Source organism: Burkholderia sp. BCC1644 (assembly GCF_902833225.1).
Classification (GTDB): domain Bacteria; phylum Pseudomonadota; class Gammaproteobacteria; order Burkholderiales; family Burkholderiaceae; genus Burkholderia.
Window position 1 is genome coordinate 46,694 of the sequence record NZ_CADFEI010000011.1, and the last position, 19,933, is coordinate 66,626.

Annotated in this window: 18 protein-coding genes, 1 tRNA gene and 1 riboswitch; of the genes, 14 read left to right on the forward strand and 5 right to left on the reverse strand. The window is 67.5% G+C overall.

Features of this window, described 5'->3' with window-relative positions:
- Positions 1 to 109: 109 nt before the first annotated feature.
- The 6 genes from HWX87_RS22120 to HWX87_RS22145 all read left to right on the forward strand — a co-directional run bounded on the left by HWX87_RS22120 (position 110) and on the right by HWX87_RS22145 (position 5,925).
- Positions 110 to 622, forward strand: coding sequence for a disulfide bond formation protein B (locus tag HWX87_RS22120; RefSeq protein WP_176049285.1), 513 nt, complete (start codon positions 110 to 112; stop codon positions 620 to 622).
- A gap of 635 nt (positions 623 to 1,257) precedes the next feature.
- A complete protein-coding gene (gene xdhC, locus HWX87_RS22125; RefSeq protein WP_176049286.1) occupies positions 1,258 to 2,262 on the forward strand; it encodes a xanthine dehydrogenase accessory protein XdhC in 1,005 nt (334 codons plus the stop codon).
- 18 nt (positions 2,263 to 2,280) lie between these two features.
- A complete protein-coding gene (locus tag HWX87_RS22130; RefSeq protein ID WP_176049287.1) occupies positions 2,281 to 3,306 on the forward strand; it encodes an adenosine deaminase in 1,026 nt (341 codons plus the stop codon).
- 26 nt (positions 3,307 to 3,332) lie between these two features.
- Positions 3,333 to 3,680 (forward strand): hypothetical protein, encoded by a 348-nt coding sequence (locus tag HWX87_RS22135; protein ID WP_176049288.1) that lies wholly within the window; start codon positions 3,333 to 3,335, stop codon positions 3,678 to 3,680.
- Complete coding sequence (guaD, locus tag HWX87_RS22140) at positions 3,677 to 4,996, forward strand: guanine deaminase (RefSeq protein WP_176049289.1); 1,320 nt, start codon at positions 3,677 to 3,679, stop codon at positions 4,994 to 4,996. The genes HWX87_RS22135 and guaD overlap by 4 nt, the downstream gene beginning before the upstream one ends.
- Positions 4,997 to 5,136: 140 nt before the next feature.
- A riboswitch (yybP-ykoY riboswitch) is annotated at positions 5,137 to 5,274 on the forward strand.
- Between the two features lie 78 nt (positions 5,275 to 5,352).
- On the forward strand, positions 5,353 to 5,925 hold the full coding sequence (locus HWX87_RS22145) for a TMEM165/GDT1 family protein (protein ID WP_047900090.1): 573 nt from the start codon (positions 5,353 to 5,355) through the stop codon (positions 5,923 to 5,925).
- 52 nt (positions 5,926 to 5,977) lie between these two features.
- On the opposite strand, the gene HWX87_RS22150 is transcribed toward HWX87_RS22145, so the two are convergent.
- The gene (locus HWX87_RS22150; protein WP_176049290.1) at positions 5,978 to 6,676 is read right to left on the reverse strand and encodes a DUF4136 domain-containing protein; all 699 of its coding nucleotides are present in this window, start codon (positions 6,674 to 6,676) and stop codon (positions 5,978 to 5,980) included.
- A gap of 187 nt (positions 6,677 to 6,863) precedes the next feature.
- Here HWX87_RS22150 and pepN point away from each other — a divergent pair, with 187 nt between their 5' ends.
- The 7 genes from pepN to HWX87_RS22185 all read left to right on the forward strand — a co-directional run bounded on the left by pepN (position 6,864) and on the right by HWX87_RS22185 (position 14,747).
- Positions 6,864 to 9,557 carry an aminopeptidase N gene (gene pepN, locus HWX87_RS22155; protein WP_176049291.1) on the forward strand — a complete coding sequence of 898 codons (2,694 nt, stop codon included), beginning with the start codon at positions 6,864 to 6,866 and terminating at the stop codon, positions 9,555 to 9,557.
- Positions 9,558 to 9,836: 279 nt separating this feature from the next.
- The gene (locus HWX87_RS22160) at positions 9,837 to 10,850 is read left to right on the forward strand and encodes a class 1 fructose-bisphosphatase (protein WP_050011574.1); all 1,014 of its coding nucleotides are present in this window, start codon (positions 9,837 to 9,839) and stop codon (positions 10,848 to 10,850) included.
- Between the two features lie 205 nt (positions 10,851 to 11,055).
- A tRNA-Thr gene (locus HWX87_RS22165) sits at positions 11,056 to 11,131 on the forward strand.
- 169 nt (positions 11,132 to 11,300) lie between these two features.
- Positions 11,301 to 12,110 (forward strand): LuxR C-terminal-related transcriptional regulator, encoded by an 810-nt coding sequence (locus HWX87_RS22170; RefSeq protein WP_176049292.1) that lies wholly within the window; start codon positions 11,301 to 11,303, stop codon positions 12,108 to 12,110.
- Positions 12,111 to 12,276: 166 nt separating this feature from the next.
- Positions 12,277 to 14,016, forward strand: a complete 1,740-nt coding sequence (locus HWX87_RS22175; RefSeq protein ID WP_176049293.1) for an FAD-dependent oxidoreductase — start codon at positions 12,277 to 12,279, stop codon at positions 14,014 to 14,016.
- Positions 14,013 to 14,234, forward strand: coding sequence for a hypothetical protein (locus HWX87_RS22180; RefSeq protein ID WP_176049294.1), 222 nt, complete (start codon positions 14,013 to 14,015; stop codon positions 14,232 to 14,234). Before HWX87_RS22175 ends, HWX87_RS22180 begins: the two co-directional genes overlap by 4 nt.
- 258 nt (positions 14,235 to 14,492) lie before the next feature.
- A complete protein-coding gene (locus tag HWX87_RS22185) occupies positions 14,493 to 14,747 on the forward strand; it encodes a GlsB/YeaQ/YmgE family stress response membrane protein (RefSeq protein WP_059235555.1) in 255 nt (84 codons plus the stop codon).
- 79 nt (positions 14,748 to 14,826) lie between these two features.
- Here HWX87_RS22185 and HWX87_RS22190 read toward each other — a convergent pair whose 3' ends face one another.
- The 4 genes from HWX87_RS22190 to HWX87_RS22205 form a co-directional block, all read right to left on the reverse strand.
- A complete protein-coding gene (locus HWX87_RS22190; RefSeq protein ID WP_176049295.1) occupies positions 14,827 to 15,309 on the reverse strand; it encodes a TlpA disulfide reductase family protein in 483 nt (160 codons plus the stop codon).
- The gene (locus tag HWX87_RS22195; RefSeq protein WP_176049296.1) at positions 15,306 to 16,574 is read right to left on the reverse strand and encodes a sialidase family protein; all 1,269 of its coding nucleotides are present in this window, start codon (positions 16,572 to 16,574) and stop codon (positions 15,306 to 15,308) included. The genes HWX87_RS22190 and HWX87_RS22195 overlap by 4 nt, the downstream gene beginning before the upstream one ends.
- Entirely contained in the window at positions 16,562 to 18,925 is a 2,364-nt protein-coding gene (locus tag HWX87_RS22200) for a TonB-dependent receptor (protein WP_176049297.1), read from the reverse strand. The genes HWX87_RS22195 and HWX87_RS22200 overlap by 13 nt, the downstream gene beginning before the upstream one ends.
- Positions 18,926 to 19,050: 125 nt before the next feature.
- Entirely contained in the window at positions 19,051 to 19,440 is a 390-nt protein-coding gene (locus tag HWX87_RS22205) for a DUF2946 domain-containing protein (RefSeq protein ID WP_176049298.1), read from the reverse strand.
- A 198-nt stretch (positions 19,441 to 19,638) separates the two neighbouring features.
- Between HWX87_RS22205 and HWX87_RS22210 the strand changes: the two genes are divergently transcribed.
- Positions 19,639 to 19,785, forward strand: coding sequence for a hypothetical protein (locus HWX87_RS22210; RefSeq protein WP_009690993.1), 147 nt, complete (start codon positions 19,639 to 19,641; stop codon positions 19,783 to 19,785).
- Positions 19,786 to 19,933 lie beyond the last annotated feature (148 nt).

Genomic DNA, 19,933 nt, shown 5'->3' on the forward strand with positions numbered 1-19,933 from the left:
CGCGCGGTGCGGCAGGGTGCCGCACGCGCGCTGTCAGTTTCGTGCCAGACCGTTCGCGCTAAAATCGCGCGATTGTTTTCCGGACCGACCGACGAGGAACCCCGCTGACATGAACGACTACACGCTTGCGCTACGCCGTGAACGCCGCCTGCTGATGCTGCTCGGATGGGGCTGCATCGCCCTGCTGGCCGGTGCGCTGTACCTGCAGTACGTGAAGAACGAGGATCCGTGCCCGCTGTGCATCATCCAGCGCTACTTCTTCTCCGCGATCGGGATCTTCGCGTTCCTGGCCGCCGGGATCCGCAACTGGCGCGGCATCTGGGTGCTCGAACTGCTGATCGCGATCGCGGCGGCCGGCGGCGTCGGCACGGCCGCGCGACACCTGTCGATCCAGATGAATCCGGGCTTCAGCTGCGGCTTCGACACGCTGCAGCCGATCGTCGACAGCCTGCCGCCCGCGCAGTGGTTCCCCGGCATGTTCAAGGTCGCCGGGCTGTGCGAGACCGTCTATCCGCCGATCTTCGGCATCCTGCTGCCGGGCTGGGCGCTGATCGGCTTCGCCGTGATCCTGGTTGCCGTCGTCGCGAGCCTCTGGCGCCATCGCCGCAAGCTCGCGGGCTGACCCGACGGCCGCTTTGACGGCCGCTTTGCCGGCCCCTGGCATGTGCGGCCCGACCGATCGGGCCGCACGTCGCCGACACGTCCCCCGGCTCAGATTCACGCGTTTGCCGGCCGCATCCGGCCGGTCGCGTGTAAACACCTACTCCGCCGCCGCCCCGATCAACGGGCAAACGCGCGGCGCGCGACCGTCGCGCCCACGCCCCGTCACGCGTGCGTTTCAGCCCGATGTGCACGCATCGGCGCCCCGATCCCGCGCGGCGGGCCTATGATCGACATGATCGCCTCCTGATAGCCCGGATCACCGCCCGGCCATGTTCGCGCCGCATGGCGGTGCTATCTTCGGGACTGGATGGCGATCTACGTGCGCGAGGCCAGGCGGTCTCACCACCCCTGCGTAACGCGCGCCCGATCCGCAATGTCGACTGGATTCATCATGACAACGCAAACCATCCGCATCCGTCACCCTCATGGCGTCCGCGTGTCCGGCGGCGCCGTTCGCGCGCGTCGTCAGCGCGCTGCCGTCGCACTGCATCAGCCGTGCGGCCGGCCTGCCCTGCTCCCGTCTGTCCTCGTCATCGCCACGCCCGCCAGCCCGCGCCGCGTGTCGTGCCGCGTCGTTTCGCACGGGGTGTGCTGATGGAAGCCTGGCTCGGCGATCTGCAGCAACTGCTTGCGCACGGCGAAGCGGCCGTGCTCGTGACGGTCGCGCATACCGACGGCTCGGCGCCGCGTGAAGCCGGCACCAAGATGCTCGTCACGCGCGACATGGCCCGCCATACGATCGGCGGCGGTCATCTGGAATGGAAGGCGATCGAGATCGCGCGGCATCTGCTGAAGGATGGCGCGCACGTGCCGCACGCGCGCCGGCTCGAACGGCTCGCGCTCGGCCCGAGTCTCGGCCAGTGCTGCGGCGGCGCCGTGGTGCTCGCGTTCGAGCGGCTCGACGTCGGCGATCTCGGCTGGATCATGTCGCTCGCAAAGCGCGTCGCGGCCGGCGCCGCGACCGTGCGTAGCGTATCATTCGGCCCCTCGCCGGGCGCGCCGCTGTTGAGCGAGCCCGAATCGGAAGCCGCGCGTGCCGACTGCCTGCTGTGGGAAACCGGCGGCGTGTCGCTGATGACCGAAACGATCGCGCCGTATGCGTTCCCCGTCGTGCTGTTCGGCGCCGGGCACATCGGCACCGCGCTCGTGAAGGTGCTGGCGACGCTGCCTTGCCACGTGCGCTGGATCGACGGGCCCGATGCGGTGTTCCCGCCGGCCGACGCGCTCGCCGGCATCGGCAACCTCGCGATCGAAGCGGCCGCTGCCCCGGCCGACGCAGTCGACGCAGCACCGCCGCAGTCCTACTTCGTCGTGATGACGCACGACCACGCACTCGATTTCGTGCTGGCCGAGCGCATCCTGCGTCGCGGCGACTATGCGTACTTCGGGATGACCGGCTCGCACGCCAAACGCGTGCAGTTCGATCATCGCCTCGCGGCGATCGGCATCGACCCGGCCCAGGTCGCGCGGATGCGCTGCCCGATCGGTGTCGAAGGCATCATCGACAAGGCGCCCGAAGTGATCGCGATCTCGGTGGCTGCGCAATTGCTGCAGGCCGTCGAGGCGAATGCGTCCGTGCAGGCTTCCCCTACCTACTGACCGACCAAGAACGACGCCATGACCCCGACATTCAAGGACAAGATTGCCCGTGCGCCGAAAGCGGAGCTGCACATCCACATCGAAGGCTCGCTCGAGCCCGAACTGATTTTTGCGCTCGCGCAGCGCAACGGCGTGAAGCTCGCGTACGACTCGATCGACGCGCTGCGCGCCGCGTACGCGTTCACCGACCTGCAGTCGTTCCTCGACATCTATTACGCCGGCGCGAGCGTGCTGCTGACCGAGCAGGATTTCTACGACATGACGGCTGCGTATTGCGAACGCGCGCTTGCCGACAACGTCGTCCACACCGAGCTGTTCTTCGATCCGCAGACGCACACCGAGCGTGGCGTGCCGATCGAGACGGTCGTTGCGGGCATCGAGCGCGCACTCGCCGATGCCGAACAGCGCGGGCTGTCGAGCAAGCTGATCCTGTGCTTCCTGCGTCACCTGTCCGAAGAGGACGCGCTCGCGACGTTCGAATCCGCATTGCCGCTGTTCGAGCGCTATCGCCACCGGCTGATCGGCGTGGGCCTCGACTCGTCCGAGCTCGGCCATCCGCCCGTCAAGTTCGCGCGCGTGTTCGAGAAAGCGCGCGCGCTCGGGCTGAAGCTCGTCGCGCACGCGGGCGAGGAAGGCCCGCCCGCATATATCTACGAAGCGCTCGATGTCCTGAAGGTCGACCGGATCGACCACGGCGTGCGCAGCATCGAAGACGCGGCGCTCGTCGAACGCCTCGCCAAAACGCGCACCGCGCTGACCGTCTGCCCGCTGTCGAACCTGAAGCTGTGCGTGTTCGACGACATGACGAAGCACACGCTGAAGGCGCTGCTCGATCGCGGCGTCGCGGTGACGATCAACTCCGACGATCCGGCCTATTTCGGCGGCTACGTCAATGAAAACTACTTCGCGACGGCCGAAGGGCTGCAGCTCACGGATGCCGAAGTCCATGCGGTGATCCGCAACGGCTTCGAAGCGTCGTTCATCGAACCGGCGCAGCGCGACGCACTGTACGCGCGCCTCGACGCGTACTGGCAGGCCGCGTGACGGCCCGCATCGAGGAACGCTGACAGATGAGACACGGAAACGGCATCCGCTTCGCGACCATCGGTTCGGCCTTGCGCCGGGCCGGTCGCGGGCGTGCGCGCGTGGCGACGGCACGGTTCGTCGTCGCCCGCGTGTGCCTGCCGTCGCGGTGTGCCGTTCCGTTCGCCGCCGCATCGGTCGCGAGCGCAACGGCTGCGAGGTTAGCCGGCAACCACTGGCTGGCGGCTTCGGCCGCCACGTTCGCCCGCGCAATCGCCTTCGGTCGTGCCGCACGCAGCGTGCCGCAACCGCTCGCGAAGCACCGTCCCGCCCCCGTGCGGCGTCGATCGCTTTCTTCTGTTCGCCTTACCTTGATGCAGGACCATTCGTCATGACGCAAACCGCTTTCCGTTCCCAGCTGCTGACCTTCAACGGCGACCCGGCGCAATCGAGCCAGGCCGCGAACTACGAGACCGACGGCCTCCTGATCGTCGCCGACGGCAAGGTCGTCGCGGCCGGCCCGTATGCACAGCTCGCGGCGACGCTCGCGCGCGACGCGGTCGTCCACGACCTGAGCGACAAGCTGATCGTGCCCGGCTTCATCGACACGCACATCCACTACCCGCAGACGGACATGATCGCGTCGCCGGCGCCGGGCCTGCTGCCGTGGCTCGACAAGTACACGTTCCCGACCGAGCGCCAGTTCGGCGACCCCGAGCATGCGCGCGAAGTCGCCGATTTCTTCGTCGACGAACTGCTCGCGTGCGGCACGACGAGCGCGCTCGTCTACTGCACGGTGCACAAGCAGTCGGCCGATGCGCTGTTCGCGGCGAGCGACGCGCGCGACCTGCGGATGATCGCGGGCAAGGTGCTGATGGACCGCAACTGCCCCGAGTTCCTGCGCGACACCGCGCAATCGGGTTACGACGACAGCGCCGAGCTGATCGACCGCTGGCATGGCAAGGGCCGCCAGATGTACGCGCTCACGCCGCGCTTCGCGCCGACGTCGACCGAGGCCCAGCTCGAAGCGTGCGGCGAACTCGCGCGCCGCCATCCGGACGTGTTCGTGCAGAGCCACGTCGCGGAAAACGTCGACGAGGTGAAATGGGTGGCCGAGCTGTTCCCGGGCCATCGCAGCTATCTCGACATCTACGACCGCTACGGTCTGCTGCGTCCGCGCGCGGTGTACGGCCACTGCATCCACCTCGACGACGAGGACCGCCGCCGGATGGCCGAGACGCGCACCGTCGTCGCGCACTGCCCGACGTCGAACTTCTTCCTCGGCAGCGGACTGTTCGACTTCGACAAGGCCGGTGAGCACGACGTGCCCGTCACGCTCGCGACCGACGTCGGCGGCGGCACGTCGTTCTCGATGCTGCAGACGATGAACGAGGCGCACAAGGTCGCGCGGCTGTCGGGCCACCACCTGACCGCGACGCGGATGTTCTGGCTCGCGACGGCCGGCGCCGCGCAGGCGCTCGACCTCGCCGACACGGTCGGCACGCTCAAGCCGCGCACTGAGGCCGACTTCGTCGTGCTCGACCCTCAGGCCACGCCGCTGCTCGCGCGCCGCACGAAGCGCGCGGATTCGCTGGAGGAACTGCTGTTCGCGTTCGCACTGCTCGGCGACGACCGCGCGGTGTACCGCACCTATGCGGCCGGCGAGCTCGTCCACGAGCGCGGCGCCGCGCGCCGCCCGGCCGCCGCGTAACGTAACGGTAACGGCCCGCCGGAACGCTGCCCCGGCAGGCGCGGCACATTCGCCGCCGCGCCTGCCGGGCAGCCGGACGCAGATCGGGCCCCGACTCTCTGCCCGACCGCCTTCCAGCACGCAATGCGCCGTGCTAGAATTCGCCGCTCATTGGGGAGTAGCCGCTCCGCTCGATGTCCCGCGCCCCCGGCGCGCATCGTGACGGAGGCGTCCGTCAACAGACTTGGCCGTACGGCCATGGCGGACGCAGCCACCTGGGCCTGGCGAGACCGATGGTTCACAGTGCGCCGCATCAGGGCCCGGCGCGCCGTGGATCGTCGCTCGCACGCACAACATCGGCCCGTGGAACCCCATCCGTGTCTCAAGCCTTCCTGATCTCCACCGGCGCCGTCGCCCTCGCTGAAATCGGCGACAAGACCCAACTGCTTTCCCTCGTCCTGGCCGCGCGTTATCGCAAGCCGGTGCCGATCATTCTCGGCGTGCTCGTCGCGACGCTCGTGAACCACGGTTTCGCCGGCGCGCTCGGCGAATGGCTCGGCGCGCTCGTCACGCCGTCGATCATGCGCTGGGCGCTCGCGTTCTCGTTCATCGCGATGGGGTTGTGGATTCTCGTGCCGGACAAGCTCGACGCCGACGAAGCCAACGCCAACCGTTCGCGGCTCGGCGTGTTCGGCGCGACGCTCGTCGCGTTCTTCCTCGCGGAAATGGGCGACAAGACGCAGATCGCGACCGTCGCACTGGCCGCGCGCTTCCAGGACTACATCGGCGTGGTGGCCGGCACGACGTTCGGGATGATGCTCGCGAACGTGCCGGCGATCCTGCTCGGCGACCGCTTCGCGCACCGCCTGCCGACCAAGCTCGTGCACGGGATCGCGGCCGTGCTGTTCGTCGTGCTCGGCGCGCTGGCGCTGCTGGGTATCGGGGTCTGACGGAAAGGGTTGGCTGGCGCGGCCGGACGGCCGCGCCGAAATGGATACCGCGTTACTTCGCGACGGCCGCGCCCGAAGCCGGTGCAACCGGCACCGCGCGTTCGTTGGCGGCCGGCGCCGCCGGCCCGCCGCGCTTGTCGACCGGCAGCCGGACCGAGCGGACCGCGCCGTTCGACAGCGGGAAATCGGCGAGCGCGCTACGCGCGAGGAACGGCATCGCGTACAGCAGCGTGCCGTTGTCGCCGGTCGTGCGCGCGGACACGTTGTACACCTCCTTGCCCGTCGCCCGCTCGGTGATGCGAATGCCGAGCGTGTAGTCGAACACCTGGTAAGTCTGCGCGACATAGCCGGCCGGCATCGGCCCCCAGGGACCCCACGGGCCCCACGGGCCGCGCCGCCAGTACGGCCCGGGCGCGAACCACGGATCGTAATAGACAGGCTGCGGCACCGTCACGAGATCGCTGCCGACCGCATAGGTCAGTCCGACGAGATAGCGCGCCTGCGCCGGCGGCACCTGCCGGAACGCATACGCGGACAGCTCGTTCGCGACGATCGGCTCGTAGGTCGACTGCTCGATGCTGTTCTTCTGCGCATCGGTGCGCGTAAACGCATAGGTGCGTGTCGCGTCGCTGCCGCTCCAGTCGGAGAAGGCCGTGACCTGGGTCGTCACATAGCTGGTGCAGCCCGTCAGCAGCGCCACGCACAGCGCCGCCGCCCAGCCCGCACCGCGAAAAATCCAATCGCGTTTCATGTTGATCCTCGTCGATCCGTCACCCGTTCGTCGCACCGTGCGAACCGTAACGGGATGCCGATAATACGCGGACTGCCGGAAGCGGTAAAAAGTTCGCCCGGCACGCAGCCGCAAGCCTTTGTACAATGGCCCGGTTCGCCTGGCCCGCGTGACGGGCCCGCCCCCCACTCCACCGATCTCGACGACCATGTCCGACAACGCCTCCTCCACCGTGATCCGCCGCGCCGACTACACGCCGCCGGCCTTCCTCATCGATTCCGTCGCGCTCGAATTCGATCTCGCGCCGGCCCGCACGATCGTCAGGAATACGATGCGCGTGCGCCGCAATCCGGACGCCGCGCCCGCGCCGCACCTGGAGCTGATGGGCGAAGCGCTCGAATTCGTCGGCGCATGGCTGGACGGCGCGCCGTATGGCGCCGTGCGCACGCACGAGCACGGGCTGACGGTCGAGAACGTGCCCGATGCGTTCGAGCTGACGCTCGAAAGCGCATGCGCACCCGACCAGAATACGACGCTGTCGGGCCTCTACGTGTCGAGCGGCAACTTCTTCACGCAGTGCGAAGCCGAAGGCTTTCGCCGCATCACCTACTTCCTCGACCGCCCCGACGTGATGGCGTCGTACATCGTCACGCTGCGTGCCGACAAGGCCGCGTACCCGGTGCTGCTGTCGAACGGCAACCTCGTCGATTCGGGCGACCTGCCCGACGGCCGCCACTTCGCGAAGTGGGAAGACCCGTTCCGCAAGCCGAGCTACCTGTTCGCACTGGTCGCCGGCAAGCTCGTCGCGATCGAGGAAAAGATCACGACCGGCTCGGGCAAGGAAAAGCTGCTGCAGGTGTGGGTCGAACCGGCCGATCTCGACAAGACGCGTCATGCGATGGATTCGCTGATCCACTCGATCCGCTGGGACGAAAAGCGCTTCGGCCTCGAGCTCGATCTCGACCGCTTCATGATCGTCGCGGTGGGCGACTTCAACATGGGCGCGATGGAGAACAAGGGGCTCAACATCTTCAACACGAAGTACGTGCTGGCGAACCCCGAGACCGCGACCGACACCGATTTCGCGAACATCGAATCGGTGGTCGGCCACGAGTACTTCCACAACTGGACCGGCAACCGCGTGACCTGCCGCGACTGGTTCCAGCTGAGCCTGAAGGAAGGCCTGACGGTGTTCCGCGACCAGGAATTCTCGGCCGACATGGCCGCGGGCGACGAGATCAACTCGGCGGCCCGCGCAGTCAAGCGCATCGAGGACGTGCGCGTGCTGCGCCAGCTGCAGTTCGCCGAGGACGCGGGCCCGATGGCGCACCCGGTGCGCCCGGAAAGCTACGTCGAGATCAACAACTTCTACACGATGACCGTCTACGAGAAAGGCTCGGAAGTCGTGCGGATGTACCAGACGCTGTTCGGTCGCGACGGCTTCCGCAAGGGGATGGACCTGTACTTCAAGCGTCATGACGGCCATGCGGTGACGTGCGACGACTTCCGTCACGCGATGGCCGACGCAAACGGGCGCGACCTCGCGCAGTTCGAGCGCTGGTACAGCCAGGCCGGTACGCCGCGCGTGTCGGTGCGCACCGCGTACGACGCGGCCGCGCGCCGCTATACGGTCACGCTCGCGCAGGGCTACGGCGACGCGTCGCCGGCCGCGCGTGAAACGCAGCAGGGGCCGCTGCTGATTCCGTTCGCGATCGGCTTGATCGGCCGCGACGGCCGCGACCTGCCGCTGCGCCTCGACGGCGAAGCCGCCGCGTCGGGCACGACGCGCGTGCTCGACTTCACCGACACCGAGCAGACCTTCACGTTCGTCGACGTACCGGAAGCGCCGCTGCCGTCGCTGCTGCGCAACTTCTCGTCGCCGGTGATCGTCGAGTACGACTACAGCGACGACGATCTCGCGTTCCTGCTCGCGCACGACAGCGATCCGTTCAACCGCTGGGAGGCCGGCCAGCGCCTCGCGACGCGCGCGCTGCTGACGCTCGCCTCGCGTGCCGCCGCGGACGAACCGCTCACGCTCGGCGAGAACTTCGTCGCCGCATTCCGCCGCGTGCTGACCGACGCGACGCTGTCGCCCGCGTTCCGCGAACTCGCGCTGACGCTGCCGTCGGAAACCTATCTCGCCGACCAGATGGCCGAGGCCGATCCGGCCGCCGTGCATCGTGCGCGCCTGTTCGTGCGTCGCCAGCTCGCGACCGCGCTGCGCGCCGAATGGCTCGCCGCGTACGAGCAGCACCAGACGCCCGGCGCCTACGAGCCGACACCGGAGGCCTCGGGCCGCCGCGCGCTGAAGAACCTCGCGCTCGCGTATCTCGCCGAACTCGAGGATCCGGCCGATGCCGTACGCCTCGCGACCGCGCAGTACGACGCGGCGAACAACATGACCGATCGCGCAGCCGCGCTCGGCGCGCTGCTGTCCGCCGCAGCCGCGGGCGCGAACGAGCCGGCCGAGCAGGCGCTCGCCGACTTCTACCGTCGTTTCGAGAAGGAAGCGCTCGTGATCGACAAGTGGTTCGCGATGCAGGCGGCGCAACGCGGCACGGCCGCGCAACCGACGCTCGCGAAGGTGCGCAAGCTGCTCGCGCATCCGGCGTTCAACCTGAAGAACCCGAACCGCGCACGCTCGCTGATCTTCAGCTTCTGTGCCGCCAACCCCGCGCAATTCCACGCGGCGGACGGTTCGGGCTACGCGTTCTGGGCCGAACAGGTGCTCACGCTCGACGCGATCAACCCGCAGGTCGCCGCACGCCTCGCGCGCTCGCTCGAACTCTGGCGCCGCTTCACGCCGGCGCTGCGTGACCGGATGCGCGGCGCGCTCGAGCAAGTCGCGGCCGGTGCGAAGTCGCGCGACGTGCGCGAGATCGTCGAGAAGGCGCTCGCATAACGCCATCGCGCGCATCGCATTCGCGCGATGAAGCCGGTGCCGCCCGATGCGGCGCCGGCTTTTTTATTGCGCGGACGCGGATGAAATCGCGCGGATTCTCGGGGTCTGACCGCGCGGCTGGCCGCCGTGGCGATACGCGCCGCGCCCGCCTCCGCCGCCGGAAACCGGGCCGGCCCGGCCGCCCGGCGATGTAACCGGACGAAAAAAGCCGGCGGCGCGGGAGGCGCGACAGGTAAAATTGCGGCCATTCAAGGATTCTTTGGCCTTTCGGAGTCTGTCATGTCCATTGCCCGCCGCACCACGCTGTCGAAGTTCCTGATCGAACAGCAACGTGAGACCAACAACCTCCCCGCCGACCTGCGCCTGCTGATCGAAGTCGTCGCACGCGCGTGCAAGGCGATCAGCTACAACGTGTCGAAGGGCGCGCTCGGCGAAGCGCTCGGCACCGCCGGCAGCGAGAACGTCCAGGGCGAAGTGCAGAAGAAGCTCGACATCCTGTCGAACGAGATCCTGCTCGACGCGAACGAATGGGGCGGCAACCTCGCCGCGATGGCATCGGAAGAAATGGAAACGTTCTTCCCGATCCCGGCGAACTACCCGCGCGGCGAATACCTGCTCGTGTTCGATCCGCTCGACGGCTCGTCGAACATCGACGTGAACGTGTCGATCGGCACGATCTTCTCGGTGCTGCGCTGTCCGGACGGCAAGCAGGCGACCGAAGAATCGTTCCTGCAGCCCGGCACGGAACAGGTCGCCGCGGGTTATGCCGTATACGGCCCGCAGACGGTGTTCGTGCTGACGACCGGCAACGGCGTGAACTGCTTCACGCTCGACCGCGAAGTCGGCTCGTGGGTGCTCACGCAGAGCAACATGCAGATCCCGGCCGATACGCGCGAATACGCGATCAACGCATCGAACGCGCGCCACTGGTACGACCCGGTCAAGCGCTACGTCGACGAACTGAACGCCGGCAAGGACGGCCCGCGCGGCGACAACTTCAACATGCGCTGGATCGCATCGATGGTCGCCGACGTGCACCGGATCCTGAACCGCGGCGGCATCTTCATGTACCCGGCCGACAAGCGCACGCCCGATCGCCCGGGCAAGCTGCGCCTGATGTACGAAGCGAATCCGATGTCGTTCATCGTCGAACAGGCAGGCGGCGCCGCGACGACCGGCACGCAGCGCATCATGGAAGTGCAGCCGACGGGCCTGCACCAGCGCGTGCCCGTGTTCCTTGGCTCGAAGAACGAAGTCGAGCGCGTCACCGGCTATCACGACGAAGCAAAATAATTGCACTGCAGCACTAGACGGAGGTGCGATGCGCAAGTACAATCGCGCCTCTTGATGTGGCCCTGACCGGTCGCATCACAGTGAAGTGAAAGCGGGAAGTCCGCCGGATCGAGGGTTTCGCGAAGCAGCGGCAGCAAGCTGAAAAAAGTTCGCAAAACCTATTGCCAAGATCTCGGATTTCACCATATAATTTCATTTCTCTGCTGCCGGTGTAGCTCAGTTGGTAGAGCAGCGCATTCGTAATGCGAAGGTCGTAGGTTCGACTCCTATCTCCGGCACCAAGACATAAAGGTCTGACAAGCATCGCTTGTCAGACCTTTTCTCTTTTCCGGCGCCGAAATCGTGCGCACGCCCCTCCCCGACTCATCTCCGCTTGCGGGCATCCCCCGACTCACGCATCGCGTGCCGCCGATTACAATCGCCGGACCATTCCGCCCTCTTCCCCGCATCATGCGCACCTGGCGTCTCGAGCGACCGACTCTCAACGCGCAGCTGGATATCTCCCGCGCAACGCGCCTCGTCGCCGCGATCGGCGGCAACGAGCCTAACGCGTTCGCGGCCGAAGTCCTGAAGCTGTTCGACGATGCGCTGTCGATCACGCAGTGCACGATCTTCGCGTACGAGTTCGGCAATCGCCCGCGCACGATGTCGGTTGCCGATCATCGTGGCGGCCGCTACCTGCGCGACATCGCCGACACCTACGCACGACACTTCTACGCACTCGACGGCAACCAGCAGGTCGTATCGACCGCCCATCGCGGCGCGCACCGGCACGACCTGCTGCTGCATCAGCAGGCAGGCGACGAGATCGATCACGAAGCGTATCGCGCCGCATGCTATCGCGGCCCCGACGTATCCGACCGGCTGGCGCTGCTGATGCAGCCCGACGATGCGACGTGGCTGTCGATCAACCTGTATCGCGCACATCGCAGCGGCGCGTTCCAGCCGCGCGAGATCGCGGCGATCGAAACGCTCGCGCCGCTGATCGCGCAGGCCGCGAAACATCACTACGCACTCGCCGGCGCGACGCAGATCGGCATCCCGCAAAGGATGCTCGCGCGGTTACGCCACGCATGCCCCGAACTGTCCAAGCGCGAACTCGACGTGCTGCGCGGCGTGCTCGAAGGCCAGAGCGCGCACGAGATCGGCGAGACGATCGGCGTGAAGACATCGAGCGTCGTCACCTATCAGAAGCGCGCGTACCGGCGCCTCGGCGTTTCGAGCCAGCGCGAGCTGTTTGCGCTGTGCATGCAGCCCTGATGCGTCCCGGTTCGCGCCGAACGTAGCGCCGCCGTGCCCGCGGTGCCCCGCTGTACCCGAAATGGGGACAACGGCGGCACCACCGGCTTCCATACTGCATCGACCCGTTGCACCCATCGCATCGCCGATGCGCGCACGTCGAGCCAGACCACCGTGGAAGCCAACGATGACCATCGCGTTCAAACCCTATCCGTTCGTCGCCGAACGCTATCCCGCACATCGGCCGGACCGCATCGACGGCGTCGATACGCACCGGCATCGCGTCGCGATCGTCGGCGGCGGCCCCGTGGGCCTCGCCGTCGCGCTCGGCCTCGCGAATCACGGCATCCGCAGCGTGTTGATCGAAGCCGACGATTCGGTCTGCCATGGCAGCCGCGCGATCTGCATCTCGCGCCGCAGCCTCGAAATCATCGAACGGCTCAGCGCGCTCGACGATTTCCTGCGCACGGGGCTGCCGTGGGCCGGCGGACGCAGTTTCTATCGTCACGACGAAGTGCTGCATTTCACGATGCCGCAGGACGAGAACCAGAAACTGCCGCCGATGGTGAACCTCGCGCAGTATCACATCGAGCAGTTCCTGCTCGACGCCGCGCGGCGCCGCCCCGATCTCATCGAAATCCGCTGGCGGACGAAGGTCACCGGCGTGACGCGGCACGCGGATGGCGTGCGTCTGGATGTCGACACGCCGCTCGGCGGCTATGCGCTCGATGCCGACTGGGTGGTCGCATGCGACGGCGGACGCAGCACGATGCGCGATGCGCTCGGCCTGTCGCTCCGGGGCACGAGCTACGAGGGCCGCTACGTGATCGTCGACATCGCGCTCGACAGCAACCGGCCGACCGAACGGCTCGCGTACTTCGATCCGTCGTCGAATCCCGGCTCGACGGTGCTCGTCCACAAGCAGCCCGACAACGTGTGGCGGATCGACTACCAGTTGCGCGACGACGAGGATGCCGAGGCTGCCGTGAAGCCCGACAACGTGATCCCGCGCGTGCAGAACCTGCTCGACATGATGGGCGAGCGCGGCGCATGGTCGCCGATCTGGATCACGATCTACAAGGCGAACGCATTGACGCTCGAACGCTACCGGCACGACCGCGTGCTGTTCTGCGGCGACGCAGCGCACCTCGTGCCGATCTTCGGCGTGCGCGGCGCCAATTCGGGCATCGACGATGCCGACAACATCGCGTGGAAACTCGCGTACGTGATCCGCGGCATCGCGTCGGACGCACTGCTCGACAGCTACTCGGACGAGCGCGTGTTCGCAACGCACGAGAACCTGCGCTATGGCACGAAGAGCACCGAGTTCATGGCGCCGCCGTCGTTTGCATTCGAGTTGATGCGCAAGGCCGTGCTGACGCTCGCGGTTCGGCATCCGGCGCTGCGTTCGCTGATCAACCCGCGACAGACATCGGCCATCGCCTATGCGGCGTCGCCGCTCAACGCGGCCGAACGCGACACGTTCGCGGCCGGCCCGGCGCCCGGCATGGTACTCGCCGAATGTCCGCTGACACTGTATGCGGCACACGGCAGCGACACACGCCGCGGCCACCTGACCGATCTCGTCGCGCCATGCTTCACCGCGTTCTGCTTCACGAGCGATGGCGTGCCCGATCCGTCGCTCGACGATCTCGAGCGACGCCTGCAGGAGGCGCACGTGCCGTTCGCGCTCGTCACGCTCGCACGACATGCGGCGCCGCGGCACCCGGCCTGCCGCGGCCATGACGACGACGGCCGTCTGTTCGACCTGTACGGCGCGCGCAACGGCACCGTCTACCTCGTACGGCCGGACGGGCACGTACTCGGCCGCTGGCACGACGCGCACGCCGACGATCTCGCCGCCGCGCTCGAACGCGTGCTCCATCCACGCACGTCCACCGAAACCGATCTTCAGGAGACCGCATGATGACGGACACCGAACGCGACATGCTCTATACCGACCTTTGCCGGACGATGACCGGAATCGGCGAAGCCGATGCGTCGCTCTTTCTCGCCCGCTTCGCACTCCTGGCGATCGAGGCGATCGGCGAACCCGCGACCGTCGCTCGGCTGATCGCCGATGCAGGCGAAGGACTGCCCGATACAAACGTGCCGGCAGCGACGCACGGACGGCGAGACAACTGACCGGCCTGGCCCGGTGCCCCCGCTCATTTATTACAAATTCATTTCGCCACGCATTGTCACCGCACGAACCGGGTCGTATGCAGACGAATTCCCTGGAAAATCCGCTTGAGGGTGCATAACATTACTTAACGATTCTGACCCGCCTATCGCGTTACATTGCGTGGGCGGCGCGGCGGGTCGCATGCCGCTTTCACCCAGCTTGCGGCGCACGACAGCCGACGTCCGGTCATTTCGACTCAACCCAAGGAGAGGACCACCATGACTCATGGCTTGATTATGTGGCTCATCATCGGCGCGATCGCCGGCTGGCTTGCAGGCTTGCTCGTAAAAGGCGGCGGCTTCGGGCTGATCGTCGACATCATCGTCGGGATCGTCGGCGCGGTGATCGGCGGCTGGCTTGCCGGGATACTCGGCATCAGTGTCGGCAGCGGCTTCATCGGCTCGGTGATCGTCGCGGTCGTCGGTGCGGTGATCCTGCTGTTCGTGATCCGGCTATTCAAGCGAGCGGCCTGACGCACCTCTCCACGCGCCTTCGGGCGCGTTTTCGCATCAGGCCGGCGCGCGGCTCGTTTGCCGCGCGCCACCCGCTCGTTCAACGCTTCGCGTGCTGCAACCAGCCATCGAGCACCTCGGTCGTCAGCACCCCGCTGCGCGCTTCGCGTGCACCATCGCGCCCGATCCACACGGTGCGCGGCATTTCCCCTCTCCATCCCGCATCCAGTGTCGCGCGCAAACGCTCGGGCATCGGTTCCGCGTTCGCATACTGCGCAACTTGCGGCGGCAGGTTCATCTGCGCGAGCGCCTGCGCGATCGCCGCACCGTTGTCGTCGTACGCATCCATCGCGACCATCGCGAGTTGCACGTCCGGGTGACGGCGCTGCCACGCAACCAGATGCGCGGCGTTCTCGCGACAGTATCCGCAATCGAGCGACCAGATCTCGATTGCCAGCGGCCGCCCATTTGCGGCCGCAACCACCCGCGCGACGTCGGCCGCACGCAGCGGCTGCAGTTCACCGCCGGCCCACGCCGGCATGCTCGCAAGCACGACGCCGAGCAACACGATCAGTCGCTTCATTGCGCTCCCTCCACCGCGATCAGCCGATAGCCGTCGTTGCGCGTACGCCACGACAGATAGACGCGGCCCGCATCGTCGAGCAATTGCGGGTTGTCGCTTGCGCCCGACGTCGCCGCGATCACGCGCGGCGCCGACCAGTGCTCGCCGCGATCGTCCGACCGTCGCAGCTTGATCTGCATCGTGTCGCCGTCGAATGCCTTCCACGCGAGCCACACGACGTCGCCGCGCGCGACGAGCGCCGCATGCGACGCCTGCTCGCCCGGCACCGCCGGGTTCGCGCCGAATGCCCAGGGCGTGCCGCGCGGCTGGCCGTCGGCGCCGATGCGCAAATAGAACACGTCGGCCCGACCGTCGACAACGCCGAACCATGCAAGGTGACGCGTGCCGTCCGGCGTGATCGCGAGCGCCGGCCCGTGCTCGGGACATGCCTCGACGTGCCAGTTCGAGAACGTCGCTCGCACCGGCACGACCGGCTCCGACGCCGCGACGGGCAACACCGCGAGCGCATGATCGCGGATCTGCCCCGGAAACACGTTGCGCCACGCGGCCTCGATGCGTCCGGCCGGATCGATCGCCATCGCGATCCGGCAGCATTCGCACGTGTGATCGGTCACCTTGCGCTCGGGCTCGAACGACGCGCCGCCGTCGCGCGACACCGCGTAGTAGACGGCCGCGCCTTCGTACGCCTGCCCCGCCGCTTTCGCCGCGACGAGATCGCGCTTGTCGATCCACGCGATCGCGATGTTGCCGGCCGGATCGACGGCCATCATGTCGAAGCGATGCGTGATCGCCTGCCGGTCGCGATGCACGGTGGCGGGCACGCTCCACGTCGCGCCGCCGTCGAGCGAGCGCGAGAAACGCACCATGCCCGTGTACGGCGCATCGAGCGGCATCGACCATGACGCGTAGACCGCGCGTCCGTCAGGGCTCGTCGCGATCTTCGGACGATTCTCGGCGCTCGTGTAGACCGGCTCCGGCATCGCGTTGACGGTGACGGGTGCCGACAGCGTGCGGCCCGCGTCGTCGGAGTGCGCGACGACGACGTGCGCGCCTTCGACCCACGCGACCCACAGCCGGTGGCGCGCATCGAACGCGGCGCCCGTCGCGAGCGGCTGCTTCTGCTGTGCAGGCGCAGCCTGCATGCTCATGTGCGCTGCATGCGGATCGGCGGCTTTCGACGCGTCGCTCGCGTCATGCGCGCCGGCGGGCGACAGCGCCACGAGCCACAGCGCGCAGCCCGCCGCGAACGACTTCACAGCGACCATTTCAGTTCTCCATAGAAAGTGCGCCCCGGATACGGGTGGAACACGTAGTAGCGGCGGTCCGTCAGGTTGTCGATGCCGAGCGACGCGCTCCAGTGACGATCGAGTCGATAGCGCGCCTTCAGGTCGACGACCGTGAACGAGCTCGTGCCGCCATACACGTCCGGATTCACGTCGCTGTTGTCGAGCGTGTTGAACTGCCGGCCCGAGTAGCGCACGCCGACGCTCGCGAGCCAGTGCTCGTCGAAGCGATACGACGCGAGCAGGTTCGCGCGCATGCGCGGAATGCGCGGGAAGCGCGCGCCGACATAGGTCGGATTCGCGGCATCGGCGAGGATCCGTGCATTGCTTGCCGACACGTTCGCGTCGATCGCCAGCCCCCTCAGCCCGACGTTCTCGCCGCTGAACGCGAGTTCGACGCCGCGTACGCGCACGCGGTCGACGTTCGAGATGTTGGTGACGGTCGACGCGCCCGAGACGGTCGTCTGGCTGTAGATCGAATCGCGCAGGTCGCTCTGGAACACGCTCGCGCGCACGACGCCGACACCCACGTCGCGCTCGGCCGTGAAGTCCCAGTCGATCGCCTTTTCCGGCCGCAGGTTCGGGTTGTTGTTGACGATCGCATTGTTCGAGATCGTGCCCTGGAACAGTTCGCCGACCGTCGGGAACCGCGTGCCGGTCGCGAACGACAGCCGGAAGCGCCACACCTGCGTCGCGTCCCATTGCAGTGCGACCTTCGGCGAGAGCGCATTCGCGCCGCGGTCCGCATAGCCGAGCGTGCCGCTCGCGTTGCCGAGCGCGCCGCCGTACGCGTCCCAGCGCTCGTAGCGCAACCCGAGCGTCGCGAGCCAGCCCGGCGCGAAGCGCCACGCGTCCTGCCCGAACAGCGCCTGCGTGCGCGTATCGCCGCGATAGACGCTCGCGAGCGACGTGGTCGGCCCGGCCAGCCAGTCGGCCGTGTTGTACGTGACGTTGCGCAGGAAGTAGTTGTCGTAGTGATAACCAAACGTGAACGTGTGGCCCTTCACTTCCGGCGCCTCGGCCTTCAGGTCGAGCGTGCGCCAGCCGGTGCCGTCGCCCTGGAACAGCGTGCCCGCGCCGCCCTGCACGGTCGACGCCGCGCGCAGCACGTCGCGCGACACGTCGTACGCGGACACGACGCCCGACAGCCGCCAGCCCGAATCGAGCCGGCCGTTCAGGCCGAGCGCGTACAACCAGTTCTCCTGGTCGCCGCGCTGCGGCGCGAACGCGTTTGGCGCGACGGTCATGTTCCGGCCGCCGATCGACACGTTGCCGCCGTAGACCGGGTTACCGGCCGCATCGCGCAGGAAGGTTTCGCCATGCTGCCGGTAATGGTTCTCCCAATGCCCGAGCGTGAGCGTCGCGTCGACGTGGTCGGTGAATGCGTACCCCATCCGGACCGTCTCGTTGAGCTGCTCGGTCCGTTCGATCGTCTGCGCGCCGACGATCGTCCGCGGCTTGCCGTTGGGCCCGATGTCGGTCACGGCGCCCGTCACGGGCACGGCGGCGCCCAGCTTCGGGTTGTAGGCCGAATTGGGGCTCGCATACTGCATCGGCTGGCCATTGTTCTCCAGCCGGTCGAGCGACAGCGCGAACCAGAACCGGCCGACACGGTTGGCGATCCGCGCGGTCTGGTGATTGCCGCCGAAGCTGTCCGCGAATCCGTAGCCGTCGTGATAGCGCTGCGTGAAGAACTGCGTCGACAACGACGCCTCGAGCGTGTCCGGGCGGCGCGTCGTGAGCAGCACGGTCGAGCCGATCGAGTTGCCGGGATACAGCGCGGAAAAGGGGCCATAGAGCACGTCGACGCGCGCGATGTCGTCAGGCGGAATCAGCGACCAGCGCGGCGGATACGCATAGCTCGACCCGAGCAGGTTCGACAGCAGCACGCCGTCCGCGTACACGAGCCCGCGCGCACTCTGCAGCTCGTTGAAGTCGCGGCCCGCGAACACGCTGTTGCGGTCGCCGATGTAGCGCTTGCGGACCATCAGGTTCGGCGCGTACTTCAGCGCGTCCTCGGTGGTGACGTTGGTGTGCGACTCGATCTGCTCGCGCGTGATCGACGTCACGACGGCCGGCGTATCCGGGTCGACCGGTTGGCGCTGGGCGGTCACGCTGACGGCGGTCAGCGTATCGCCGGCCGGTGCCGGCGGCACGGTGGCAACCGCGGAAGCCGGCACGGCGCCACTGGCCGGGCGCTCGACGCCACCAAGGGCGGAATCGGCGCGCGCATCGTCCGCGGATGCGGCGTGAGCGGCGGGCCACGCAAAAGCGGCCGCGCATGCGAGCGCGAGCCGGCCGCGCGGCAGCCGCGCGACGTAGGGAGACGACATGAATGAATTCCTGAAAACGTGATCGGACGCCGCCGGACACGAGCGCGCGCCGCGCACGCACGGCGCGGCGCGCGGATCGGGCCGCGGGCGGCACGCGCGCCACCGGGGCGCGCGAACGACATCAATCAGATCGGGAGGTTTTCAGGCGGGGCGCGCGGCTGCGCGAGCCGGATGCCCTTGCGGGGAAAATCGGGAACGGCCGGCGCGGCCACGCGATACGCGAACGTCCGCACGAAACCCGGCATGTCGGGCAGACGCGTGCCGAGCGCAAGGTTCGCCGCAAAGCCCGGGCAGTACACGCAGTGCGGCACGCCGGCATGATCGAACGACGACGTGTCGCGGTCGTCGCCCGCTTGTGCGAGCACGACCTGGCGCGCGCCCGCTGCACTGCACAATTCGAGCGTGAGCGCGCCTGAACCACTCGACGCAAGACGCGCGTAGCCGACGACGGGCGACAGTACGTTCAGTACCAGCGCCAGCCATACGAGGCCGATCCATCGCGTCGTTCGTCTCATCGCGGTCCAGGAAAAAGTGCGCGCAAGTATAACAAGCGCCCCGATTGTTGCCGATTGCGCTGGATGCAATAGCGGCCATCACACTTCGCGTCGCAGCGCATGTGCCGTTAATACAACAGAGACAAAATCTAACGATTCGCCTCTGGCATAAATCCAAGCGCGAGGTTGATAATCATTGAACCTGCTGGAGAAATGACCATGGACGAAAGACCCACTCGCATGCCACCGCCCGAGCAAGTGATGAGCCCGGATCCGGAACCCGTCGGCGTGGAATTCCTCGCCGAATTGCCCGAGCACGTGCGGGCATTCTTCGACGAGCAGCACAAGCTGTACTCGCCGAAGTGAACGCCCGTCCGGTTCTGTAACCGCCACGTGTCGATCATCGCTATCGTGCGGTCCATCACTGCGCATCGCGCGCAATTCGCCTCGCACCCGGGCCGCAAGAGCCTGACGGTGCCGGATCAGCTCGCCTGCTGATTCTCCTGTCGCGACG